At 62.7% G+C, this 20,461-nt stretch carries 29 protein-coding genes, 1 tRNA gene and 2 pseudogenes; 17 read left to right on the top strand and 15 right to left on the bottom strand.

The features are described from left to right. Positions 1-18 precede the first annotated feature (18 nt). Genes AArcSl_RS03860 through AArcSl_RS03850 form a run of 4 tightly spaced genes read right to left on the bottom strand, consistent with a single transcriptional unit; the run spans position 19 to position 1,058 of the window. The gene (locus tag AArcSl_RS03860) at positions 19-219 is read right to left on the bottom strand and encodes a hypothetical protein (protein WP_119815275.1); all 201 of its coding nucleotides are present in this window, start codon (positions 217-219) and stop codon (positions 19-21) included. Between the two features lie 60 nt (positions 220-279). Beyond that, positions 280-414 (bottom strand): hypothetical protein, encoded by a 135-nt coding sequence (locus tag AArcSl_RS17580; RefSeq protein ID WP_281259896.1) that lies wholly within the window; start codon positions 412-414, stop codon positions 280-282. Between the two features lie 46 nt (positions 415-460). Then, entirely contained in the window at positions 461-697 is a 237-nt protein-coding gene (locus AArcSl_RS03855; protein ID WP_119815272.1) for a HEPN domain-containing protein, read from the bottom strand. After that, positions 690-1,058: a nucleotidyltransferase domain-containing protein gene (locus AArcSl_RS03850; protein ID WP_119815269.1), complete on the bottom strand. Its 369-nt coding sequence runs from the start codon at positions 1,056-1,058 to the stop codon at positions 690-692. Before AArcSl_RS03850 ends, AArcSl_RS03855 begins: the two co-directional genes overlap by 8 nt. 256 nt (positions 1,059-1,314) lie before the next feature. Here AArcSl_RS03850 and AArcSl_RS03845 point away from each other — a divergent pair, with 256 nt between their 5' ends. After that, positions 1,315-1,599: a DUF433 domain-containing protein gene (locus AArcSl_RS03845; RefSeq protein ID WP_119815266.1), complete on the top strand. Its 285-nt coding sequence runs from the start codon at positions 1,315-1,317 to the stop codon at positions 1,597-1,599. After that, entirely contained in the window at positions 1,596-1,817 is a 222-nt protein-coding gene (locus tag AArcSl_RS16890) for a DUF5615 family PIN-like protein (RefSeq protein ID WP_119815263.1), read from the top strand. Before AArcSl_RS03845 ends, AArcSl_RS16890 begins: the two co-directional genes overlap by 4 nt. A gap of 175 nt (positions 1,818-1,992) precedes the next feature. On the opposite strand, the gene AArcSl_RS03835 is transcribed toward AArcSl_RS16890, so the two are convergent. Further along, positions 1,993-2,502 (bottom strand): AN1-type zinc finger protein, encoded by a 510-nt coding sequence (locus tag AArcSl_RS03835; protein ID WP_161945908.1) that lies wholly within the window; start codon positions 2,500-2,502, stop codon positions 1,993-1,995. A gap of 236 nt (positions 2,503-2,738) precedes the next feature. On the opposite strand from AArcSl_RS03835, the gene AArcSl_RS03830 reads away from it, so the two are divergent. The 3 genes from AArcSl_RS03830 to AArcSl_RS03820 are packed head-to-tail and all read left to right on the top strand — an operon-like array spanning position 2,739 to position 3,532. After that, the gene (locus AArcSl_RS03830) at positions 2,739-3,020 is read left to right on the top strand and encodes a ribbon-helix-helix domain-containing protein (protein WP_119815255.1); all 282 of its coding nucleotides are present in this window, start codon (positions 2,739-2,741) and stop codon (positions 3,018-3,020) included. Then, the gene (locus tag AArcSl_RS03825; protein ID WP_119815252.1) at positions 3,013-3,297 is read left to right on the top strand and encodes a type II toxin-antitoxin system RelE family toxin; all 285 of its coding nucleotides are present in this window, start codon (positions 3,013-3,015) and stop codon (positions 3,295-3,297) included. Before AArcSl_RS03830 ends, AArcSl_RS03825 begins: the two co-directional genes overlap by 8 nt. A 49-nt stretch (positions 3,298-3,346) precedes the next feature. Beyond that, entirely contained in the window at positions 3,347-3,532 is a 186-nt protein-coding gene (locus AArcSl_RS03820) for a hypothetical protein (RefSeq protein WP_119815249.1), read from the top strand. Position 3,533: 1 nt separating this feature from the next. On the opposite strand, the gene hepT is transcribed toward AArcSl_RS03820, so the two are convergent. Both hepT and mntA read right to left on the bottom strand, forming a co-directional pair. Further along, a complete protein-coding gene (gene hepT / locus AArcSl_RS03815; protein ID WP_245883407.1) occupies positions 3,534-3,884 on the bottom strand; it encodes a type VII toxin-antitoxin system HepT family RNase toxin in 351 nt (116 codons plus the stop codon). Positions 3,885-3,962: 78 nt separating this feature from the next. Further along, positions 3,963-4,397: a type VII toxin-antitoxin system MntA family adenylyltransferase antitoxin gene (gene mntA / locus AArcSl_RS03810; RefSeq protein WP_119815246.1), complete on the bottom strand. Its 435-nt coding sequence runs from the start codon at positions 4,395-4,397 to the stop codon at positions 3,963-3,965. Between the two features lie 434 nt (positions 4,398-4,831). Here mntA and AArcSl_RS03805 point away from each other — a divergent pair, with 434 nt between their 5' ends. Beyond that, positions 4,832-5,047, top strand: a complete 216-nt coding sequence (locus tag AArcSl_RS03805) for a DUF7557 family protein (protein WP_119815243.1) — start codon at positions 4,832-4,834, stop codon at positions 5,045-5,047. Then, positions 5,044-5,460, top strand: a complete 417-nt coding sequence (locus AArcSl_RS03800; RefSeq protein ID WP_119815240.1) for a type II toxin-antitoxin system VapC family toxin — start codon at positions 5,044-5,046, stop codon at positions 5,458-5,460. The genes AArcSl_RS03805 and AArcSl_RS03800 overlap by 4 nt, the downstream gene beginning before the upstream one ends. Positions 5,461-5,863: 403 nt before the next feature. On the opposite strand, the gene AArcSl_RS16740 is transcribed toward AArcSl_RS03800, so the two are convergent. Further along, the gene (locus tag AArcSl_RS16740) at positions 5,864-6,034 is read right to left on the bottom strand and encodes a hypothetical protein (RefSeq protein WP_154670800.1); all 171 of its coding nucleotides are present in this window, start codon (positions 6,032-6,034) and stop codon (positions 5,864-5,866) included. Between the two features lie 413 nt (positions 6,035-6,447). Beyond that, positions 6,448-6,551: transfer RNA gene (locus AArcSl_RS03790), tRNA-Arg, on the bottom strand. A 102-nt stretch (positions 6,552-6,653) separates the two neighbouring features. Here AArcSl_RS03790 and AArcSl_RS03785 point away from each other — a divergent pair. From AArcSl_RS03785 to AArcSl_RS03775, 3 genes are all read left to right on the top strand, one after another. Further along, positions 6,654-7,214: an AAA family ATPase gene (locus tag AArcSl_RS03785; RefSeq protein ID WP_119815237.1), complete on the top strand. Its 561-nt coding sequence runs from the start codon at positions 6,654-6,656 to the stop codon at positions 7,212-7,214. Next, on the top strand, positions 7,211-7,636 hold the full coding sequence (locus AArcSl_RS03780) for an RNA-binding domain-containing protein (RefSeq protein WP_119815234.1): 426 nt from the start codon (positions 7,211-7,213) through the stop codon (positions 7,634-7,636). The genes AArcSl_RS03785 and AArcSl_RS03780 overlap by 4 nt, the downstream gene beginning before the upstream one ends. A gap of 61 nt (positions 7,637-7,697) precedes the next feature. Next, complete coding sequence (locus tag AArcSl_RS03775; RefSeq protein WP_119815231.1) at positions 7,698-8,318, top strand: methyltransferase domain-containing protein; 621 nt, start codon at positions 7,698-7,700, stop codon at positions 8,316-8,318. A 16-nt stretch (positions 8,319-8,334) separates the two neighbouring features. On the opposite strand, the gene AArcSl_RS03770 is transcribed toward AArcSl_RS03775, so the two are convergent. Then, a complete protein-coding gene (locus AArcSl_RS03770; protein WP_119821712.1) occupies positions 8,335-8,877 on the bottom strand; it encodes a type IV pilin in 543 nt (180 codons plus the stop codon). A 138-nt stretch (positions 8,878-9,015) separates the two neighbouring features. Between AArcSl_RS03770 and AArcSl_RS03765 the strand changes: the two genes are divergently transcribed. Further along, positions 9,016-9,468: a hypothetical protein gene (locus AArcSl_RS03765; protein ID WP_119815228.1), complete on the top strand. Its 453-nt coding sequence runs from the start codon at positions 9,016-9,018 to the stop codon at positions 9,466-9,468. A 25-nt stretch (positions 9,469-9,493) separates the two neighbouring features. Here AArcSl_RS03765 and AArcSl_RS03760 read toward each other — a convergent pair. Next, positions 9,494-10,971: pseudogene (locus tag AArcSl_RS03760) on the bottom strand (heavy metal translocating P-type ATPase); the annotation flags it as partial. Between the two features lie 69 nt (positions 10,972-11,040). Between AArcSl_RS03760 and AArcSl_RS03755 the strand changes: the two are divergent. Both AArcSl_RS03755 and AArcSl_RS03750 read left to right on the top strand, forming a co-directional pair. Continuing rightward, positions 11,041-12,378, top strand: coding sequence for an MFS transporter (locus AArcSl_RS03755; RefSeq protein WP_119821710.1), 1,338 nt, complete (start codon positions 11,041-11,043; stop codon positions 12,376-12,378). Between the two features lie 66 nt (positions 12,379-12,444). Next, positions 12,445-13,326, top strand: coding sequence for an MOSC domain-containing protein (locus AArcSl_RS03750; RefSeq protein WP_119815225.1), 882 nt, complete (start codon positions 12,445-12,447; stop codon positions 13,324-13,326). Between the two features lie 24 nt (positions 13,327-13,350). Here the strand turns inward: AArcSl_RS03750 and AArcSl_RS03745 are convergent, their stop codons facing one another. Together AArcSl_RS03745 and AArcSl_RS03740 are read right to left on the bottom strand one after the other, a co-directional pair. Then, entirely contained in the window at positions 13,351-14,478 is a 1,128-nt protein-coding gene (locus AArcSl_RS03745; protein ID WP_119815222.1) for a methionine synthase, read from the bottom strand. 176 nt (positions 14,479-14,654) lie between these two features. Next, on the bottom strand, positions 14,655-15,110 hold the full coding sequence (locus tag AArcSl_RS03740) for a YbhB/YbcL family Raf kinase inhibitor-like protein (protein ID WP_119815220.1): 456 nt from the start codon (positions 15,108-15,110) through the stop codon (positions 14,655-14,657). Between the two features lie 137 nt (positions 15,111-15,247). On the opposite strand from AArcSl_RS03740, the pseudogene AArcSl_RS17320 reads away from it, so the two are divergent. Continuing rightward, positions 15,248-15,859, top strand: a pseudogene (locus AArcSl_RS17320) (dicarboxylate/amino acid:cation symporter); the annotation flags it as partial. A gap of 23 nt (positions 15,860-15,882) precedes the next feature. On the opposite strand, the gene AArcSl_RS03730 reads toward AArcSl_RS17320, so the two are convergent. Continuing rightward, entirely contained in the window at positions 15,883-17,082 is a 1,200-nt protein-coding gene (locus AArcSl_RS03730) for a UbiA family prenyltransferase (RefSeq protein ID WP_119815217.1), read from the bottom strand. 141 nt (positions 17,083-17,223) lie between these two features. Between AArcSl_RS03730 and AArcSl_RS03725 the strand changes: the two genes are divergently transcribed. Next, on the top strand, positions 17,224-18,531 hold the full coding sequence (locus AArcSl_RS03725; protein WP_119815214.1) for a PQQ-dependent sugar dehydrogenase: 1,308 nt from the start codon (positions 17,224-17,226) through the stop codon (positions 18,529-18,531). Positions 18,532-18,546: 15 nt separating this feature from the next. Here the strand turns inward: AArcSl_RS03725 and AArcSl_RS03720 are convergent, their stop codons facing one another. Beyond that, a complete protein-coding gene (locus AArcSl_RS03720) occupies positions 18,547-19,293 on the bottom strand; it encodes a carbonic anhydrase (protein ID WP_119815211.1) in 747 nt (248 codons plus the stop codon). Between the two features lie 152 nt (positions 19,294-19,445). Between AArcSl_RS03720 and AArcSl_RS03715 the strand changes: the two genes are divergently transcribed. Further along, positions 19,446-19,907 carry a copper resistance protein CopD gene (locus AArcSl_RS03715; RefSeq protein ID WP_119815208.1) on the top strand — a complete coding sequence of 154 codons (462 nt, stop codon included), beginning with the start codon at positions 19,446-19,448 and terminating at the stop codon, positions 19,905-19,907. A gap of 196 nt (positions 19,908-20,103) precedes the next feature. Next, positions 20,104-20,397: a PadR family transcriptional regulator gene (locus AArcSl_RS03710; protein WP_119815205.1), complete on the top strand. Its 294-nt coding sequence runs from the start codon at positions 20,104-20,106 to the stop codon at positions 20,395-20,397. The last annotated feature ends 64 nt before the right edge of the window (positions 20,398-20,461 follow it).

Genomic DNA, 20,461 nt, shown 5'->3' with positions numbered 1-20,461 from the left:
ATCTCAGGTGCGAGCCTCCTACTCCCAGATTCCGGGTTCGATCCCGAGGCGGCGGACGGCAAACGGGTACAGGAAGACGATCACCAGTGCGAGGGCGAACTCGGCGAGCAGGACGACCTGTCCCAGGTACGTCCGGAGGAGGAAGACGGCGATCACGATGGCCACAAGCATGGCGAGGTAGTGTGGCACCAGCGCGAGTATCATTCGGGAGTTTACCATGGCGTTGGCGGGACGACGACGGCGGTTTCCTTGATTATGGCGGTCCGGTCGGCTCACACGTTACTCGGAGCGGCCTTTATTTTCGGTGACGGCACGCACGGCATCGAGAAATCGTCGTGTTCCCTCCAGAAGCTCGTCCGTGTTGCGCTCGACGCCACCCGTGCCGTAATCGACTCGGCGCCGATACGTCTCCATTCGTTGAGGAACCGCCCCAATTCTCGGGGAACAACTCCAGGTTTGATCAGCTCTTCCCGAGGAGTGTCTGCACCTGACCGTGGGACTGTGGATTCTGGCCGCGGGCGTATAGCGCAGCTTGAGCGGCGTGGAAACACGCATAATACAGACGGTTGACGACCGTTGCCTTCGAAATTCCGATGTCAACGGCTGTTTCAGCGTCCGAGAGCATTTGGTCGGCTCGTTCCAGCTCCCGCTCGATATCGACCCGTGGCACGTCGGTCGAATCGTCGCCGTCAGACATCCGATTTGCCCTCCGTGACGGCGGCACTCACGAACGGCTCTCCCCGTTCTTTGCGGGCGGTGAATTCATCGGCCCGAAGCGAATGGATCTCGACGCGGCAGTCGTATTCGAGGCTCACGTCGTAGGCGATTTCGAGAAGCTGATCGTCGACGTGGGTGAACTCTGCCGTCTCGTTGATGACGACGAGCAAGTCGACGTCGCTGTCTGCCGTCGCGTCACCCCGGGCGACCGAGCCGAACAGTGTGACGGTCTCGACAACGTCACCAAGTCGATTTTGGATTCGTTCCGTCGCAGTAGCTGCTGCCTCTCGTAGCCGAGCCGGCTCCCGGGCTTCGCGGTCGGAATGGTCGTCGGTCGACACGTCTCTACCGGAATCTCCGTCGTGCTCACTAAAAGTATTACTGGGGTGTGTCTTCGTTTCCTCACTCGTCTTTCCTCGTCGGTTGTTCGTTCAGGTACGTTTTCCGAGCGGGAGCGGAAGTTCGAGGCAACACGTCGCGAGGGCGGGCAGTGGACTGCGGAGCTCCTGGCGAACGAGACTAGATCGCTGCGGTTGTCCGTATAGTTTGATCCGAGCCGGGCGACCGTTTATCAGTGATGAGGGACAACGAATTCGTATGAGAGGAATTGTTTCGACGGACGGCGTGATGGGCGGCCAGCCCCGGATCGAAGGTCGTCGAATCAGCGTCCTGCAGATCGTCGAGTGGGTCCACGAAGAGGGGATGGACCCGGAAACCGTCGCTGCGGAGTTCGACCTCGACATGGCCGATATCTATCGTGCACTCGCCTACTATTACGACAACGTCGAGTCGATGGATCCCTGGCGCGAGCGTCGCCAGCGTCGACTTCGTGAGGGTCGAGACGACCAGCATCGTCCAGATTCCGCTTCGGAACGTGTATGAAACTCTGCTGCGATGAGAATAAAAAACGGTCCATCACGACGCTTCTCACTCAGGAAGGATTCAATGTCGTTCGCGTGCAGGATAAACTCGATATCGGCTTCGAAGACGAGGAGATCGTGCGCTTTTGCCGCGAAACCGATCGGATCCTATTGACGAATGACGATGACTTCTTCGAATTCGGCGATCACCCGGGCATTCTGTTTCTCGACGAACAGTGAACACCGCCCCGAACTGTCGTGACTGCCATTCAGCGCATCGATCGCCACGTCGGGGATCTGGCGGGGGAGGTCTGGCACGTCCCGAACGGGTGGGCCTGAGCAGTTCTGGATTCGGCGAGTGAACTCCACCGAGCATTTTCACGAATTGACGTAATCCAACGAATTCCTGACGAACTTAAAAAGAGACGTACACGATAACCGCGATTGAGACGAGAACCACCGCCAGCAGGAGCCATGTCGATCTTGAGAGCAGTCGGTTCGAGGACGACTCATCTCTCTGCTGTGTTGTTGCGATATCCTGGATGTCCTCCTCGTATTCGGGGGTTTGCAGCGATCCGTCGGGATTGACGTTCGGGCTGCTGAACTTCTCCTTCCGTCGGGCCTGGAGTTCGTCACGGCGCGTCTTCCGCTGTTGCTGTTTTCGTCTGTTACACTCGCGGTGATCCCCGGTCGCGTCCGTCTTCGAGGTCGATTGCGATCTAGACTCCTCAGTCGGGCGATGGCCGGCGGGTTTCGGCGGTGTCCCGTCTCGGGCAGTCTCGAACGACCTGTGGCCGTACAGGGATGGGCAGTCGTGTTTCTCGGGGAGCCGGTGGTCCGTGCAGTGGGTTCGATCGCAGTAGGAGCAGGTGTAGCTGAATTGACCGGCGACGGACTCGCCGCAAACGGAGCAGGAGTCAGTCATTTTTCTGACGTGAAACGGGAGTAAATATAAACGTATGGCTGGATCGGCGTGGTAGGCACCGCAGGTCAAACTGTTTGCTCGATTACGTACAGAATTCCTGAACGTCGTTGGCATCTGCCCGTTCGGCGATATCCGGTTTTCCAAATAGCGTCCGAGACGGAGGATCTACGGCAGCGTATTGAGAGTTCGGCCATTCGACGAAACGACTATCAGTAAGACTAACGTATTACACACGTATGTCCGAAGCAACCACGAGCGGGGGTGGAGAGGACGAGATCGTCACGGTAAATTTCAAGACCACGGAGGGGTTCCTCGAAGCGATCGACGACACGTGGCAGGGACGTGGATTCAACAGTCGGAGCGAGTTCATTCGCTACGCGCTGCGGGACGCCGTCGAGACCCCGACGTTCGACCGCGACGAACTCGTCGCCCTTCTCCAGGCCGAGGCGGATATCCGGGACGGGCGAACGATGCAGGCGGAGGAGGCCCGCGAGCGGTTCGGAACGGACGATGAGTGAGGGCGAGTGGACGTGGGAACTCTCATCGACGGCCCAGGATGATCTGAGGGTACTCCCGGCGAAAGAGCAGGACCGCATCCTTGAGAAACTCGACGAGATCTGTACCTCTCCGTGGCGTGATCCTCCCGACTACGGCGAACCACTTCGGAACAGCCCCTACAGGAAGATCTGTATCGGCGAGTTTCGGTGCTCCGTAGTTTTTAAAAGGGACGAAAGCCGGGTAGTGGTCGCTCGAATCAAGCGTCGCGGCGGTTCGTATACGGCTGACGACGACTGACCACTCGATCTTTTATAAAAGCGGTTCCGCCAGAGGGGACGGATCCTCGATGAACGGGGTTTTCGGAACTCGTCCCAAGGTCGTTTCCTCTTGGGCGCTCGCCGAGGACGTTGCGGCCTCGCGGGTGGGCAGCGTGGTGGGTCTCCAGCAGATCGAGGCGGAGTACGGCGACGACGCATACGGGAAATACGACGATTGGGCAGCCCAGGTTCGGCAACTCGACGAAAACGCGTAACTCACTCGGATCGGCGTTGGATCCACTGTGCGATTTCCTGTTGGAACCGTTCGAACCAGTGGAGGTCGTTGTGCAAGACGTCGTAGACGAGGTCGTGATCGACATCCCCGTATCTGTGAGCGAGAACGTTCCTGAATCCGGCAGCCTCCGCCAGTTTCTCCTGTGTCTCTCGCGAGATGATTCCGGCGTCACCCAGGGACTCGAACGCCTGTTTCGAGGTTCCATCGGGGGCGAGGTTTTCAGCTGCTCTGATGTGCTGTGCCAGGTCGATACAGGACTGTATCAGGTTCATGAACGTCCGTTCGACCGCCCGTTGGACAACGACGTCCGAAACGTACTCTTCTCTCGTCAGTCCCCGCAGTTACTTGAGGTCCTCGGTGTACTCGTTGACGTACCGAAGTTTAGTTACGACGATGTTTTCATCGACCATTCAGACGTCCCCGCTGGCGAGACGATCGATAAACTCTCGGTGTTCCCGCTCCCGTTCCTCTGCGGTCGCTTCGTATTCGGCTTCGACTCGCTTCCGATACGCCTCCACCGTCCGTTCGTCTCCGAGGAGAACCACCCCGTCCTGAAGTGCCCGGTACGCGATAGGGGTCGGGACCCGATCGATGTCGCTGACGTCGACGAACCCGTCCGCATACGCCTGGAGGGCGGCGTCGATCCGGTTTCGGCGGCGGAACCGCTCACCTTCGTCCGTCCCTTTGGGAAACCGGAGCGCGACATCGATGTCCGAGGACGCTTCGCTATCGCCTCGGGCACGGGAACCGAACAGCAACGCGAACTCGAGCTCCCACCCCTCGAGATACTCGCGGATCCCCTCGACATCCACGCCTTCCAGCGTCGGAGCCCCGTCTTCGGGCATGGCTGACGGTTGGATCCCCGGCATAATATAGTGACGGGCCGCGATGAAGTATGAAAACTGTTGACGATGAGTAACTCGACCAAATTGCCCCATCCGCCACAAGAACAACGGGATCGGGGCCGACAACCATCCATGGCTCGGCTCGTCAGTGACGAGGAGATCCGATTCGGGACGCCCCGAATCGAGATGAAACGCGTCCCGGTGATGGATCTAACGCGGGGGTCATCGAGGAGGTGAGGACTCTCGAGTCCTCGCCGGCGAGTACGGTATCTCGATTGCGGTCCTGTTCGCGGGTCTTTGGTACGACGATGAACACCGGGAGGCCGTTGTCGAGTGGGAGCAGAATTTCGAGAATACTACCGACGCATTCCGCTACCACGTGTACAACACGTCCCACCGAAACGATTTAGCGGACGCGTATACAACGTATACGCATGAGTACAACCATCAGGGTATCAGACGATACAAAGTCGATGTTGTCTCTCCTGAAAAACGAAGACGAGAGCTGGGACGAGTTTCTCGCCCGTCTCGCTCGCCGGGACCGTGACGTCGAAGATCTCGGCGGGTTCGCTGACGAGGGCGTCGTCGCGGATATGGAGGCTGCCCGGGAGACGGCACGTGGTGACTGGGACGAGCGCATGGATTCATGATTTGCCTGGATAACGACGTATTCAGTCGCTACGCGTCCCAGGAATCCTATCCGGCGGTCACGACCTACCTGTCCGATCACAGCACTGAGATCTGGGTGATCCCGTCGGTCGTCCTGTTCGAGTTTCTCCAGCGGTATTCGGCACACGACACGATTCGGGAACAACGACGGCTGGCCGAACAGTCCGTCGACGGTGTCATCCCGGTCGACGCGGACGTCGCCCAACAGGCGGCAAATATGCGGGGCCGACTCGCAGCAGCCGGTACGTCGCTTGCCGTCCCCGATCTGCTGGTGGCCGCCGCAGCCAGAGAGGCGGATTGCACGCTCGTCACTCGGAACAAAAACGACTTCGACAAGGTGCCGATTCACCAGTTGCTGGACGTCGATATTATCCACGCCTCGGATCGTCCTTGAGGAGGAGATCCGATCCGGGACGCCCCGAATCGAGGGGACCCTGGTAACATTGCTGGATTTAAAACGGCGGGTCCTCGACAGGGGTGACGATCCTCCCGTTCTTGCCGGTGAGTACGGGGGTTTCGATTGGGGATCTGTTCGGGGCTCGCGTATTATGAGAACACCCTGAGGCCTTCATCGAACGGGAACGGGAGTTCGAGACCGTTCGTCGCGAGGGCGATCATCGGACAGCGGAACTCCTGGTGAAGTAGATTGAATCCACGAGGGAGTCCGGATAATTAACTCCGAACCGAGCGACCGTTTATAAAGAGACGTACACGATAACCACGATTGAGACGAGAACTACCGCCAGCAGGAGCCATGCCGATGGAGAGAGCAGTTGGTTCGAGGACGACTCATCTCTCTACTGTGTTGTTGCGATATCCTGGATGTCCTCCTCGTATTCGGGGGTTTGCAGCGATCCGTCGGGATTGACGTCCGGGCTGCTGAACTTCTCCTTTCGTCGGTCCCGGAGTTCGTCGCTGCGTGTCTTCCGCTGTTGTTGTTTTCGGCTGTTTTGCTCGGGACGATCCACGTTCGCGTCCGTCCTCGAGGAACGCCTGGGGGACCTTGACAGTTATCGTAGTCATCTTGGGGTCGTCGTTATCCCTGGCGTTAGCGTCGGACATACGCTCGTATTCCCTACGTAATACCCATAAGCGTTGTCGATATTGGTCCCGACATCGAGCGCAACTAGCTTCTCACGGGTCAGTGGGATTCGAACAGAGTGGAGACGGTCCTGCTCGCTTGCGCTCGCCGATCGCTCGCTCACGGGTCGCTTGGCTCCCCGTTCGCGTCTTCGAGGCGCTCCCTCCGGTCGCGCCTCGCTTTACGGGCACGGTGGGATTCGAACCGAAATCAGACGTACTCGCTCACGTTGTTCGCTGCGCGCGACTGATAGGCTTCGAATCTCGAGTCCCGCTGCTGCTCGCTTGCGCTCGCAGACAGCGGGCACGGTGGGATTCGAACCCACGACCGTCGGATGTCTTCCCCACCCACAAACCTGGACGGGATAGAAGTCCGACGCTCTATCCTGGCTGAGCTACGTGCCCTCACCGTATCCGTACCCGCTGTCGATACTAAAGGAGTTTGGGTCCAAGTCGTCCGAACCGACATCCGTGTATATAAGTCCACGTCGCCAGTATCATCACCCGATGAGAGTTATCGGGACTGTCGGCCTGCCGGGCAGCGGCAAGGGCGAAGCGGCGTCGGTCGCCCGCGAGGAGGGAATCCCGGTCGTGACGATGGGCGACGTCATCCGAGAGGAGTGTCGCGACCGCGGGCTCGATCCGGCAACACACCACGGCGAGATCGCGAAAGCGCTCCGCGAGGAGAACGGCCCCGACGCGGTCGCCGAGCGATCGCTCCCGCTGATCGAACGCGAACTCGAGACCGCCGAGACGGTGCTGGTCGACGGACTCCGGTCGATGGTCGAGGTCGAACGGTTCCGGGAGGCGTTCGGCGACGACTTCCTCCTGGTCAGCATCGAGGCGCCGTTCGGTCTCCGGGCGAAACGGCTCGGCGACCGCGGCCGGGACGCCTCCGACGTTCAAACCGAGGCACTGCGGGCCCGCGACGAACGGGAACTATCCTTCGGCATGGGCGAGGCGATGGAGCACGCCGACATCACCGTCGAGAACACCGACTCCCTCGAGGCGTTCCGCCGGACGATCCGGCGGATTCTCGAGGAGGGGCCCGAGGCGATCGAACAATGATCTACAGCATCGACGTCCACATCGAAGCGCCCGTAAACGACACCGAAGTGACCGATCGGGTCGCCGACGCGGTCCGGAACCTGTTCCCGGACGCCGAGATCGAACAGCAGCCGGGACGGCTCGTTGCCGAAACCCACACGTTGGATCCCTTTTCCGACCGGCTCCACGAACAGGAGATCCTCGACACAGCGCGCCGGGAGTTCCTAAAAAACGCCCGCAAGGGCGGCTTTTCGTTCCGGCTCAAGAAACAGGCGGCGTTTCAGGGCGTGATCAACTTCGCCGTGGGTAACCCGGACGAACTCGGCGACATCGAGGTCGACGTGATCGTCCGCGAACCCGACGTCGAGACGTTTGTCGACCACGTCGCACCGCCGACCGAGGACGGACAGCCGGTCGATCCCAGTCGAATCGAGCGGGACTGACTCCGCTTTCGGGACCGGCAAAAAGCTGGAGTTATACCGTCGGAACCCCAATCCGACGGCGATGGGAATCCTCGAGGACAAAGACCGCGCGCGGCTGTTTTACAAGTACCTCTCGAAGGTGTACGACCGCGTGAATCCCTTCTTCTGGACCGAGGAGATGCGGGCGGAGGCGCTGGAACTGCTCGACATCCAGCAGGGCGACCGGGTACTCGACGTCGGCTGTGGCACCGGCTTCGGAACCGAAGGGCTGCTCCAGTACACCGACGACGTCCACGGTCTCGACCAGAGCCGCCACCAGATGGAAAAGGCGTTCGAGAAGTTCGGCAAACACGACCGGGTGGCGTTTTACCGCGGGGACGCCGAACGGCTCCCCTTCGCCGACGACAGCTTCGAGTACGTCTGGTCGTCGGGCTCGATCGAGTACTGGCCCAACCCGGTGGCCACGCTGCGCGATTTCCGACGGGTGGTCGAACCCGGCGGTCAGGTACTCGTCGTGGGGCCGAACCACCCGACGAACCCGATCAAGGCGCGCATCGCCGACGCGATCATGCTGTTTTACGACGAGGACGAAGCCGACCGGATGTTCCGCGAGGCCGGCTTCACCGGTATCGAACACCACGTCATGGGTCCGCCGCGGAACCCCGATGTCGCGATCACAACGGTCGCCACCGTCCCGAAGTGAACTCGCGGAACCCGGGTCATTCTCTCTGTGCGGTCGTCTCTACTTTTGCCACCGGCGCTCCGCCGGCGTACAGCTCGATTTCGATCCGAGAACCGTCCCTCACGGCCGGTTCGTTCGTGCCGGCAACCTCCAGCGAGGCCGACTCCCCCGCACGCCAGGTCTGATCCGCTGCCGGATTAAACGGCCCAGTCGGTCCGCTTTTGAACCCTTCAGCCGAGAAGAACGGCACCGGCGGCTGCCGAGCCAGTTCCTCGCCGTCGATCAGGAGCCGGAGATCGAGCGTTCGGACGTCGAGTGTATCGCCCCCCTCGTGTTCCAGTTGTATCCGTCCCTCGACGGTCGCCGACGCGGACAGCGACGCCGATTCGGTCGATCCCAGCCCGAACTCGCCGCTGCCTGCAGTCCCAGTGTCGAGACTGCCGGCACCGAGTACGCCGATTCCCAGCGCGGCCGCACCGACGCCGGTCGAGAGCGCGACTGCGAGGCCGACGAGCAACACCACGCCGAGGGGCGCGCTGGCGCGGAGGCCGTTCCTGTCGGAAGAGGGGACGAGCGACACGTCACGGACTCCCGCGTTTTCGGATAAAAGTGCGGGCACTTCGATCCGCACGGCCGTCGGAGCCGTCGTTTCGGAGGTCGGTCCCCGCACCGGCAGTTCGGCAGTATTTATATGTGGAATCCGCGCGTTACGCGGCGTATGCGCGACGCCCTCCCGACCGAGTTCGTTCGGTCGCACACTTCCAACAGCCGCCTTCGCGATCACGTCCGGCTGCCGGTGATCGTCGGCGGGCTCCTCCAGGCGGTCCTCCTGGGGTGGTACGTCGTCACCTTCGGAACGGAGCCGGAGATATTCGCCGCCGGGACGGTCGGTCCGGCCGTCGCTGCGCTGCTCACCGAACCCGACGCCGGATGGGTCGATGCCCCGCTGGCGGGCGTGTTCGGCGGGTGTCTGTATCTACTCGGCGTGCTCGTTTACGGGGTGTACGTCGCCTCGGGCTTCGAGTACGTCCTCGCGACGTGGATGTTCGGCGAGTACATCACCCTCGCGATCTCCCAGGCGGTGATGCTGTTGCCTGGGTTTGTCTTCTTTGGCGTCGTCGTGGGTGGCGTCATCGGCCGGATGAAGCTGTTCTGGCGGCGGCGGAGTTGAGCAGCGACGCCGATGGTGACGGAGGCTACTCCCGAAAGCCGAGCAGCCGGAGCCCATTCAACGAGACAAGGACGGTCGATCCCTCGTGACCCACCACGGCGATCGGGAGCGGGATCCCCCGGGTGAGGATCGCGACGAGCATGATCGCGATTGCGCCGAAGGCGATCCCGAAGTTCGCAAACAGCGTCCGTCGGGTCCGTCGCCCGAGGCCGAACGCGTACGGGATCTGCTCGAGATCGTCGGACATCAACACGATGTCGGCCGTCGCCAGCGCCGGCGCGTCGTTGACGCCATCGCCGACCATCGCCACCCCGTCGTATCGCTCGACCAGCGCTTCGACGTGTTCGACTTTCTGCTCGGGCAACAGCTCCGACCGGACGTCGTCGACGCCGACGGTCTCGCCGACGTGCTGGGCCACACGGTCGTTGTCACCGGTCAGCATCACGACGTGTTCGATGCCCAGCGCCCGGAGCCGCTCGATCGTCTCGGCTGCGCCCGTGCGGATCGTGTCGGTGAAGGCAAGCCAGCCGAGCACGGACGCTTCGCCGTCAGACTTGCGGACCACGAGGACGCTCGTTTTCCCGTCGGCCTGCAGCGACTCCAGCGCTGCTGTGCCCTCCCGGATCCCCTCAATCGGTTCGTCGTCCAACGCCCCGGTGGGTTCTTCGGACGTTCCCGCGAGTGACGCGAAGTACCGTGTGTTGCCGATGTGGATCGTTTCCCCGTCCACGGCTGCCCGGACGCCCTTGCCGGGTGTCGATCTGAACCCTTCGGACTCGGGTATTCTCAGGTCGTTTTCCTCGGCGGCCTCGACGGTCGCCCGGGCGAGGTGGTGCTCCGACCGTTCCTGGACGGCGGCCGCAAGCGAAAGCAGCCGGTCGTCCGTGACCGATGATCCGTCGACGGCTGCCCCCGTCCTCGCGGTCGCGTCGGTCAACCGTGTATTGCCTTCCGTGAGCGTTCCGGTCTTGTCGAACGCCACCGCGTCGATGGTGGCGGCCACCTCGACGTGTTCCCGCCTTTAAAAAGGACTCCCTGGCGTGCGCCCGCAGTGATCGCGGAAAGCACGGCTGCGGGCGTCGAGATGATCACCGCACACGGGGAGGCGGCGACCATCAGCGTCATCGCACGGTAGAAGGTGCTGTCGAACGCGTACCCCAGGGGGATCGCGATCGCTGCCGCGGTGAGTCCGAACACGCCCAGCACGTACGGCTGTTCGAACCGGTCGATCAGCCGCTGTGTCGGGGCTTTCTCGCTTTGGGCCTCCTCGACCATGTGGATCAGGCGGGCGATGGCCGACTCGTGAGCCTCGCGGGTCACCCGGACCTCGAGGCTGCCGTCGCCGTTTATCGTCCCGCCGTACACCTCCTCGCCGTCCCGGAGCAGGATCGCCGACTCCGGGCGCAGTTCCATGAGCGACTCGATCGCCCGGCGGGACCGCCCGATAGCGTAGTGTTGTAACACGTTTGAGAGCGAAAACAGGAACAGGAGCATCGCTCCCTTGCGATTCGAAATACGTATGTTCGAACTTCCGGAAATCGACCTGTGAACCACGACCGGCTGCAGTTCTGGATGCTCTATCTCGCGCGGTTCGCCGAAGGGTTCGGGTTCATTACGCTGATCACACTGTTGCCGTACTACATCAACGTCCTCGACCCCTCGGACACGACGATCCTGGGCGTGACGATCGGTGCCGGACTCATCGTCGGCCTCTACACCACCGGGTTCACCCTGGCCCAGACTGCCGCGGTCGTGCCGCTGGCGTGGGCAGGCGACCGGTTCGACAAACGCACGGTGTTGCTCGGGATCCTGGGACTTGGCGCCATCACCTACGCGCTGTTTCCGCAGGTCGATTCGAGCGCATCGTTCATCGCGATCCGGGCGCTACAGGGGATCGCCGTCACCGGCGGCGGATTGATGACGCTGTCGCTTGTGGGGCAACTCGCCGACGTCGGCACGCGAGCGAACGCGATCGGGAAGGCGAACGCCGCCAACTTCGCCGCGTCGATCCTGGGCAGCATCAGCGCCGGCACCCTCTACGAGCTGTTCGGTTTCGGGCCGATATTTCTCGTTATCGTGGCGTTGATCACGGTTGCGTGGGTCGGGACGTTCGCGTTTCTGGACGCGGACGAAACGCGGATCGAGGGGTTCCCGTTTGCGGATCTGGCACTCAACCGCCGCATTCTCACCCTCTCCACGTTCCGGTTCCAGTACGCCTTCGCGGTGACGCTGGTGCGCACCTGGATTCCGATCTTCGCAGGGGTTGCAGCCGCCCAGGGCGGGCTGGCGTACGGCGGCTTCGCGGTCGCGCTCACCGTCGTCGCAGAGAAGGCAACCAACATGGTGTGTCAACCGTTCACTGGTCGGCTCTCGGACGGCTACGGCCGGGCGCTGTTCGTCTTCTTCGGCGGCGCGGCCTACGGCGTGGTCGCCCTGTTCGTTCCGTTCGCGCCGGGGATCGGGGCTGCGATCGGCTTCCCCTCCCAGCTGACGCTATCGGTCCCCAGTGCGGTAGCCGGAATCACGTTTCCGGGGTGGATCCCGGTTGTCTCCGAGGCGGCGGTCCCCGGACGCGTCGACCTTGTGGGTGACGTGTCGCCGGCGTTCCTTCCGCTCCTGGTGCTTTCCGGATTGCTCGGGGTCGCCGATAGCTTCCGGGAGCCGGCGAGTATGGCGCTGTTCGCAGACGAGGGCACCGAGGAGGGCGGCGTCGCCTCGAGCTTCGGCATCCGCGAACTCGTGTGGCGCCCCGGAAGCGTGATCGCGCCGCTTCTGGGTGGCTGGCTCATGTACGAGGTGAGCATGGGGGCGGTGTTCTACGTCGGCGGCGCGTTCGCGCTCACCGGCGCGGCGACGTTCCTGCTCGTGCTGGTGTACGGCCACGGCACGGACGCACTCACCGAGTGGTGACCTGCAAGGGGGGCGGCGGTCGACCCATGGCCGCGAGTATAACTCCACGGCGCTCGAGAGTGACGTATGCCCGATCGATCGGAGCACTCCACAGTTGCCGACGAGACGATCGGATCGAACCGGGAAACCGTGAGTCCCCACCTCACTCGGATCGCACAGTTTCCGATCAAGTCACTGGATCCCGTCTTCGTGGAGTCCGCCCGGCTCGACGACGGCCCGGGAGCGGTGACGGGCGACCGAGAGTTTGCGATCGTCGACACCGACGGCGAATTCGTCAACGGCAAACGAACTGCTGCTGTCCACCGCCTGCGGGCGTCGTTCGACCCGGACCGACGAACCGCCAGACTCCACGAGGAGGGAGCCAACGAGGCAACCGGCGTGGAGTTCGCCCTCGACCGCGAGTCGGGACGGAAGGACGCCGCCGACTGGCTAGCCGACTACTTCGGATTCGAGGTTCGGTTGTGTCGTCGGGACCCGGGCGGGTTTCCAGACGACACCGGGAGGCCGGGGCCGACTGTGATCTCGACGGGGACGATTCGCGAGATTGCCGAATGGTTCGAGTTCGACGTCCACGAGACCCGGTTGCGATTCCGGGCCAACCTCGAGGTGGGCGGGGTCCCGCCGTTCTGGGAGGACCGTCTGGTCGCGGATCACGGGAAGGTCGTTCGGTTCCGGATCGGCGAGACTCCCCTTCACGGGGTGAACCCCTGCCAGCGGTGCGTGGTTCCGTCACGGGACCCGTACACCGGCGAGGAACTGCCGGGATTTCGCGAAACGTTCGTCGAAAAGCGGCGGGAGACGCGTCCCGAATGGACCGACGCCAACCGGTTCGACCACCTCTTCAGGGTGATGGTAAACACCGACGTCCCGCCGGCTGGCCGTGGATCGCGGTTGAGGGTTGGTGACCCCGTCGTCGTCGACGGTATCCGTCCGAAACCCGACGCGTGAGAACGAACCTCAAAAAAGAGAGTCTCACAGCCGCCGGGAGGCGATTTCCGCCCCTTCGACGAGCGACTCGAGCTTCTTCCAGGCGATTTCGGGGTGGACGAAGTCCGCGCCGAGCACCGTCTCGAACCCGCAGTCGGGGGCGGCCATGAGCCGGGAGAGATCGTCGACCGCGTCGGCGAAGCGTTCCAGGCGGTTGGCCACCACCTCGGGATGTTCGACGACGTTCGTCTTGACGTCGATCACCCCCGGAACCAGTGTCCAGCCGTCCGGCAGGGGATGCTCCACGAACGCCTCGAAGGCGTGCTGGTGTCGCGGGTTCGCACCCTCGACAATCAGCCCGCCCACGTCGGCCTCGTAGAACTCGGAGATCACGTCCACGAGGTCGACGTCGTGGTGGTGTGGTCCGGGATAGTTCCCCCAACAGGCGTGGAGGCGGATCTCGTCCGCATCGACGTCAGACAGCGCCCGGTTTATGGCCTCCACGTACGTCCGGATGGCCTCGCGGAACTCCTCGAGACCGGCGTCCCTGTAGGTGATCGTAAAGGCGGCCAGCAGCTCGGGAGCGTCGATTTGCAACGTCCGACCCGATTCGACGATCAGTTCGTACTCGGTCGCGAGCGCGTCGGCGAGGTCGAAGAGGTACGACTCGATCGAGTCGTGGTACTCGGATTCGGTGAACCTGAGCACCGCCCCCGGCGACGGGGCGGTGTGGAACTGACCCGAGAAGGTGGCGTCCTCGGCGCCGACTGCCTCGTCGAATCGACTGAGTTCGTGTCGGAGTTCCTCCCCGCCGACGTACTCGATCGGTCCGGTTGCGACCGGACCGCCGATGTTCTCGATGTCCCCGAACAGTTCCTCGGCGAAGTCGGGATACTCCGCGAGGTCGGCCGGTAGCTCCCGGTCTGCGTACCGGTCACCGTAGCCGGTCAGTCGGTCCGTCACGCCGACCGAATACGCCATTCGACCCTGTTCGCCGTCGTTCGCGATGTCGATCCCGACTTCGGCCTGCCGGCGAACGACCGCCCTCACAGCGTCCGTCACGGCGGCATCCAGGTCTACGGGGTCGGGTGTGTCCGATCCGGAAAGCAGTTCTCGCAGTCCGGCCGGTCTGGGGAGACTTCCGACGTGGGTTGTTTTAATAGTATCACGCATGATTTTGTTTATTATTATGCGTTTCAGTAGTACCTTCACCGGAGGCTTATAAGTGGGGGCTGGCGACGAGGTCGCCGGAAGACCCGCCCGGACGTCCAGTATCGCGTCACCGGGAGTCGGTCGACTGATCCGAAAGTCGTCGTGCGAGGCTCGGGTGCCTCGCACAGGCGGGTCAGTCAGGCCGGATACGTCCCCTCGAGAAGCGCCCGATCCAGAACGTGCCCTTCCATCGCCGATCGGAGGCCCTCCGCGTCCGTCTTCGCCGGGAGATCGAGGGTTGCGTCGAGGGCATACAGCTCGAACCGGTAGGTGTGTTCCCGATCCGGCGGGTTCGGGCCGCCGTATCCGACTTCGCCGTAGTCGTTCGTTCCCTCATCTGCCTCGGTCGGGTTCCAGTCCTCGGGGATTGTCGTCGTTTCGGGGGGAACGTTCCAGACGACCCAGTGGTCCCACACTTTTCCGGCCGGCTCGACCGCGTCGGGATCGTCCACGACGAGCGCCAGCGACGCTGCGTCGTCGGGGACGTTGTCGATCGAGAGCGGCGGGTTGACGTTCGTTTCGGTGTATCCGTACTGTTCCGGGATCCGTTCGCCGTCGTCGAACGCCGGGCTCGAGAGCGCCAGTTCGGTCATGGACACGCACCTTCCGAAGGTGCAAGCGACAGTTCTCCCGACTGGCCGAAATACGTTACGCCGGTTCGTCTTCCGGGATCACGTCACGGACGCCGGTGAGTCTCACCGATAGCGACAGCGCTTGATTCCCCGTCGGCAAACTGACTCCTTCGAAGCTCGGAAAGGTCGGTGGACTCACCGTCGGCCTGTACGTCGTGACGACCACGGTCGCCGCCGTCATCGGTCTCGCGGTCGCAAACCTGTTCGATCCGGGACGCGCAGTCGAGTTCACGGGCGGGGAGGCCCGGGAGGCCACGCCGCCGACTGTCGGGGAGGTGATGTTTGGCATCGTTCCGCGGAACCCGATCGCGGCGATGGCCGAAGGCGACATCCTCGCGACGATCTTCGTTGTGGTCCTCTTCGGGTTGGCGCTATCGATGGTCCGCGAGGCGGCGACCGAGGACTCGGTCGAGGACGCGATCGATGGGTTCTTCGAGTTCGTCGGTGCCGCAACACAGGCGCTTTTCAAAATCGTCTGGGGCGTGATGGAGTACGGCGTCAGCCACGTCTTCGCGTTGATGGCCGCCTCGATCGGCACCGAGGGACTCGGGGGCGTCGTCCAGCTCGGGGCCCTGGTGGCCGTGATCGCGATCGGAATTCTCATCCGCATGAGCGTCACGTACCTCGGGGTGATGACGATCGGGATCCTCGGGCAATCACCGATCGCGTCATTCGGCGGAGCGAAGGACGCCATGCTGACTGCGTTTACGGAAACTCGAGGCGAACGGACCGATCACTCCCCGACGTCTTTCCGCGGCGAACCGTCGTCCGGCACCGCAGAAACCTTCTCGATCGTCTCGTGGAAACCCACCACGAGCGCCGGGACGACGATCATGAACAGGTGCTCCTCGATCGGAATTCCGAACAGGTCGTAGCCGGTTCGCATCGTGATCTCGAAGACGCCGACCTCGAGTGTATACCAGTCCCAGAGATACGCGATCGGGTACAGGGCCGCGATCGTTCGGGCCGCGCTGCGGAATGCGTCGGCGTAGTACAGCAGTCCGAACGCGATCGCCCCGAAGAGCACCTCCGTGGCGAGATACGTGTAGGGGCCCAGCACCGTGATGTCGGGGAGCGGGGTTCCCGAAAGCGGTCGAAACCACACCGACACGATCAACACCGCGAGGAAGACGTACGCCCCCCGGACCAGCAGCATCGTCGCCAGTGTGGGCTGGGCCCGCCGGGCGACGAGTACGACTGACCCGAACGCGAGTGCCCCCGCCGGAGCTGACGGGGGGAACAGGCCGCCAACTGTTCCCCAGAGAACGCCAACCAGTCCCAGAAACAGGAGACCAAGCGCCAGACTCCGTGCCCGAACCGGATTCAACAGCACCGCAACCGTTCGCTTCTCGATCGACCGATCGTACGCGTAGTCCTGCTCGTCGTCGATGACTTTCACTCCCGCAAGCGTCACCAGGAACACCAGCGCGAATCCCAGGGCTGTCGGGGTCACTGCGGTCGTCTGAACGTAAAATCCGCCCAGGATCGCAAGCGCGATCCCGACCGGATAGCCGAGCGTCGCCGTGATGGGATTGGTGTCGAGTTGCGGGGCGTGCAGGTAGCCGATGAACCAGACCGGGAGCGTGACGAGCGCTGCACCGACCCCGACGACGATCCCGAGCACTGCGGTACAGATCACGAAGCCGACAGTCGCTCCGACGAGCGCGACTCGACATCCGCGAACCGTCATCGGGTGGTCGTCGTCCTCGCCGCGACGGTAGTAGTCGACGTAGCCGTCCTTCACGTGAGCGGTGTACACTGCGAAAAACATCGCCGCCATGTGCACGGCGCCGATCCCGACCGAGAACTCGCCGGCCACGACGGCGCCGAACCACGAGGCGGCAAGCGGCGGCAGCATAAAAACGGGGTGGACTTGCGAGAGCAGCGCCCGCACGTCCGCCCGTAATCCCCTCTCGTGGCGGGCGATTGTCATGGGTTGACAAGGGACTGAATACGATTAACGCTGTCGGCGGATCGACAGGTTCGGTCGTCTGTTCCCGAGCCGCCGTCCGGGGACGGGAAGCCGATCGAGCCCCAAACGTGATGGGGCTCCGTCACTACTCCTCGTCAAACCATGAACCGAAGGCGGTATCTGGCCGTTGCTGCGGGAACAGCGCTCCTCCCGACCGTCGCCGGCTGTACGGAAGCGCTGGACGGTGCGGACGAGGCGGTCGGACCGAACGGGGACGACGGCGTCGACGAGGACCTCCCCGAAGCGATCTCGGCGCTCGGGGCCGACGTGACCGAGACGGTGACGATGCAAAACCTCGAACTCCCGTGGGATATCGTCTTCTCGGGGACTGGCGAGGTGTTCTTCACCGAACGCGTCGGACGGATCCGGCGCGGTCCAGTGGAGGTTCTTGCGGAGGGCGGCCCCGCAGAACCCGAGGAGCTCCCGGTCGAACCGGTCGACCTCCCGGGGTTCGTCAGCAGCTGGGAGGCCGGCGCACAGGGAATCGATCTGCATCCAGACTACCCCGACGAGCCGTACGTGTACGTCTATTATACCGTGGGCGAGCCGGGGGAGGCCGAGGATCACACCAATCGGGTAGTCCGGTACGACGCTACGGACGACGCCCCGGAGATCGAGATCCTCGTCGACGACATCCCGGGGAGACACATCCACAACGGGGGACGGATCGCCTTCGGGCCGGAGGATCGACTCTGGATCCTGGCCGGCACCGGTGGCCAGCAGGAACTCGCCCGCGATCCGGCGTCGCTGGGCGGCGCCGTGTTGCGGATTACGCCCGATGGGGAGCCGGCCGGCGCGGATATCGACGGCGGGGATCCCCGGACGGTCACCCACGGCCACCGGAATCCACAGGGAATCGACTGGCTTCCGGACGGGACGCCGGTCGTCGCCGAACACGGTCCGGCACAGCGGGACGAACTCCACCTGCTGCAGGAGGGGGAAGATTACGGCTGGAACGTCGCACGGAACGGTCCCGCAGACGACGAGTACGAATCGTACCTGGAGCACGATTTCGCGAAGCCGGTCGCCTCCTCCGGGCTCGAGAACACCTGGGCGCCCTCAGGCGGATCGGTGTACGACGCCGACGCCATTCCGGAGTGGGAGGGGACGTTCATGCTCGGGGGGTTGATCTCACACCGGTTGCATCTGTTTCGGTTCCTCGATGGAGAGCAACGCCCACCCGAAGACGCCGCCGAGGTTCACGACGACGAGTGGCTCGACGACCGTCGGCTGGCCGTGCGTCACGAACTGTACGAAAACGAGTACGGCCGGATCCGACACGCCGCCCCCGGTCCCGACGGATCGGTGTATCTGCTCACGTCGAACACCACCGGACCGATCAGGCCGGAAGTAGACGACGAATTCCCGCGGGAAACCGACGACGTGATCGTCCGGATCGATCCGGCGTGAGGAGCGGTCCCGTCGTCAAAGAAGGCGCGCAACCTGGTCGGCGAACGCATCAGGGGCCAGCGCCCGAAGCGTGTCTAGTTCCGTCTCCCCGTCGGCGTTGACCAGGTACGCCCGTCCACGGTCGTCGCCGTACACTCCCTGAAAATCGTAGACGAATCCGTACACCGTTTCGTCGTCGGGAACGTCGTCACTTTGGAGCAGGAACTGTATCTGCCTGTCGACGTTGTACTCGACGAGTTGATCGACGAGGCTTACCTCCCTATCTGGATCGATTCGGTCGTCGGAAAGCCCGTCCTTGATGACTGGAGCCAGGAGGTCGACCCACTTGGTTATCCCGGGTGCTTCGTCGGCGTCTTCGCCCTCGTTTGCCCGTTCGTGGCTTCCGTTTGTGAGGTCCCGTCCGTCTCCTAGACGCCGTCGAACCGCATCCAGGGCCGCAGTCACCGCACCGCAGCCGGTGTGTCCGACGACCAGAATCACGCCGGTGTCCGTGTGTTTCACCGGGTACAGGACGCTGCCGTCGACGACGAGATTTTCGTCGTGTCGGTCCCACACCTGGTTGCCGATCGTACTCGGGGTAAACAGGAATCCGGGTTCGGTGACGTCCCACATGCCTTCTTGGGACACGCGGGAATCGGAACAACAGACGGAGACTGCGGCGGGTTCCTGTTCGGATTCGACCGTCGAGAAGTATCCCTCCGGAAGCGAGTCGACGTGGCGGGCGTTGCGTTCAAGCAGTTCTGCCAGGGTGGTTTCGGGCATACCTGATGGTGGGATCTCTAGCCCCTTTTACTTCCTTCATACCGGGGTTTTCCCGGCTGCAGTCTCGTGCGTGTGGCTGTCGCACGTCGAACCGTGGACGCATTACGGTCAGATGTGACAACATTGATGAGTGTCGATGAATCAGTAGCAGTATGTCAATTCTCGCCACCGCGATGGTGTTCTTGCACAACCTGTTCGCGATGCTCTGGGTTGGAACTGTCCTCTATTTCACCTACGCAGTGCTCCCGTCGGCTCGCGAGGGGACGCTGGGTCGGGATTCTCTGGAGACTCTTCTCGACAAGTTGACCATGGTGACGCGCGTGAGCGCTCTGCTCTTGTTGCTGTCGGGGATTTTGATGGGTGTAAATCTGTACACTGTCGACCGGTTGCTGTACACGACTGACGGGTGGCTGGTAATCGGGAAAGTCGTATTGTGGCTCGCGCTGGCTGGCGTGATCGAGGCCGGAGCCGGGAAACTTCATAGTGACCTCGACGGCGGACGGCTGCAGGAGTCGGTGGACGCGAACCTGCGCCTCTTTTATATTGCCTCGGCGATCGCAGTCCTGTCGGCACTTTCCGTCGCGATGCTCGCGACCGGCGTTCCGTTCCGCTGAGACTGGTCTGCCGGTCGGACCGGTTACTATCCTCCCGGCGGAGGTCCCGGTCTCCGGAAGCGAATGGCGGCGCTGCCCTCCGCGAACGGGGCTGGGGTGATCTCGACATCAGCCTGCGTCGACTTCCACCCTTCACTTAAATAACATGGTAAGTCAAGGGATACTAACTATATTGTGGCTATCGTTAACATTGTGTATGCACGACTTGACTGGATTCCAGCGCGACTTGCTGATCGCGATAGCGGGGCTAAAAGAACCACACGGCCTCTCGATCAAAGATGAAATAGAGGACTACTACGATAGCGAAATAAACCAGGGCCACCTGTACCCCAACCTCGACACCCTCGTCGAGAAGGGACTCGTCGAGAAGGGACAGAAAGACAAACGGACGAACCTGTACGTAATTACCCAGCGCGGGGAGCGGGAACTCAACGCCCGCCGGGAGTGGGAAAACCAGTATGTCACCCCCGAGGTAGCTCAAGTAGCGTAAACCGGACGTTCGTGATCGAACGATAAAAGTTCAGATACCCTTCGTTACCTGTTTTGACCGATGT

Source organism: Halalkaliarchaeum desulfuricum, from assembly GCF_002952775.1.
Lineage (GTDB): Archaea > Halobacteriota > Halobacteria > Halobacteriales > Haloferacaceae > Halalkaliarchaeum > Halalkaliarchaeum desulfuricum.
The sequence above is the reverse complement of the archived record's forward strand: the minus strand, read 5'-3'. Positions and strand labels throughout refer to the sequence as shown.

Bases quoted from the DNA above. Each gene is read 5' to 3' on its own strand.
- AArcSl_RS03740 (WP_119815220.1), bottom strand. From the start codon at position 15,110: ATGACCGAACTGGCGCTCTCGAGCCCGGCGTTCGACGACGGCGAACGG.
- AArcSl_RS03720 (WP_119815211.1), bottom strand. From the start codon at position 19,293: ATGCCCGAAACCACCCTGGCAGAACTGCTTGAACGCAACGCCCGCCAC.
- AArcSl_RS03830 (WP_119815255.1), top strand. From the start codon at position 2,739: ATGTCCGAAGCAACCACGAGCGGGGGTGGAGAGGACGAGATCGTCACG.
- AArcSl_RS03710 (WP_119815205.1), top strand. From the start codon at position 20,104: ATGCACGACTTGACTGGATTCCAGCGCGACTTGCTGATCGCGATAGCG.
- AArcSl_RS03780 (WP_119815234.1), top strand. From the start codon at position 7,211: ATGATCTACAGCATCGACGTCCACATCGAAGCGCCCGTAAACGACACC.
- AArcSl_RS03805 (WP_119815243.1), top strand. From the start codon at position 4,832: ATGAGTACAACCATCAGGGTATCAGACGATACAAAGTCGATGTTGTCT.
- AArcSl_RS17580 (WP_281259896.1), bottom strand. From the start codon at position 414: ATGGAGACGTATCGGCGCCGAGTCGATTACGGCACGGGTGGCGTCGAG.
- AArcSl_RS03785 (WP_119815237.1), top strand. From the start codon at position 6,654: ATGAGAGTTATCGGGACTGTCGGCCTGCCGGGCAGCGGCAAGGGCGAA.
- AArcSl_RS03725 (WP_119815214.1), top strand. From the start codon at position 17,224: ATGAACCGAAGGCGGTATCTGGCCGTTGCTGCGGGAACAGCGCTCCTC.
- AArcSl_RS03750 (WP_119815225.1), top strand. From the start codon at position 12,445: ATGCCCGATCGATCGGAGCACTCCACAGTTGCCGACGAGACGATCGGA.
- AArcSl_RS03755 (WP_119821710.1), top strand. From the start codon at position 11,041: ATGCTCTATCTCGCGCGGTTCGCCGAAGGGTTCGGGTTCATTACGCTG.
- AArcSl_RS03800 (WP_119815240.1), top strand. From the start codon at position 5,044: ATGATTTGCCTGGATAACGACGTATTCAGTCGCTACGCGTCCCAGGAA.
- AArcSl_RS03860 (WP_119815275.1), bottom strand. From the start codon at position 219: ATGGTAAACTCCCGAATGATACTCGCGCTGGTGCCACACTACCTCGCC.
- AArcSl_RS03825 (WP_119815252.1), top strand. From the start codon at position 3,013: ATGAGTGAGGGCGAGTGGACGTGGGAACTCTCATCGACGGCCCAGGAT.
- AArcSl_RS03715 (WP_119815208.1), top strand. From the start codon at position 19,446: ATGTCAATTCTCGCCACCGCGATGGTGTTCTTGCACAACCTGTTCGCG.
- AArcSl_RS03775 (WP_119815231.1), top strand. From the start codon at position 7,698: ATGGGAATCCTCGAGGACAAAGACCGCGCGCGGCTGTTTTACAAGTAC.
- AArcSl_RS03845 (WP_119815266.1), top strand. From the start codon at position 1,315: ATGAGAGGAATTGTTTCGACGGACGGCGTGATGGGCGGCCAGCCCCGG.
- AArcSl_RS03730 (WP_119815217.1), bottom strand. From the start codon at position 17,082: ATGACAATCGCCCGCCACGAGAGGGGATTACGGGCGGACGTGCGGGCG.
- AArcSl_RS03820 (WP_119815249.1), top strand. From the start codon at position 3,347: ATGAACGGGGTTTTCGGAACTCGTCCCAAGGTCGTTTCCTCTTGGGCG.
- AArcSl_RS03855 (WP_119815272.1), bottom strand. From the start codon at position 697: ATGTCTGACGGCGACGATTCGACCGACGTGCCACGGGTCGATATCGAG.
- AArcSl_RS03745 (WP_119815222.1), bottom strand. From the start codon at position 14,478: ATGCGTGATACTATTAAAACAACCCACGTCGGAAGTCTCCCCAGACCG.
- AArcSl_RS03835 (WP_161945908.1), bottom strand. From the start codon at position 2,502: ATGACTGACTCCTGCTCCGTTTGCGGCGAGTCCGTCGCCGGTCAATTC.
- AArcSl_RS16890 (WP_119815263.1), top strand. From the start codon at position 1,596: ATGAAACTCTGCTGCGATGAGAATAAAAAACGGTCCATCACGACGCTT.
- mntA (WP_119815246.1), bottom strand. From the start codon at position 4,397: ATGCCCGAAGACGGGGCTCCGACGCTGGAAGGCGTGGATGTCGAGGGG.
- AArcSl_RS03765 (WP_119815228.1), top strand. From the start codon at position 9,016: ATGCGCGACGCCCTCCCGACCGAGTTCGTTCGGTCGCACACTTCCAAC.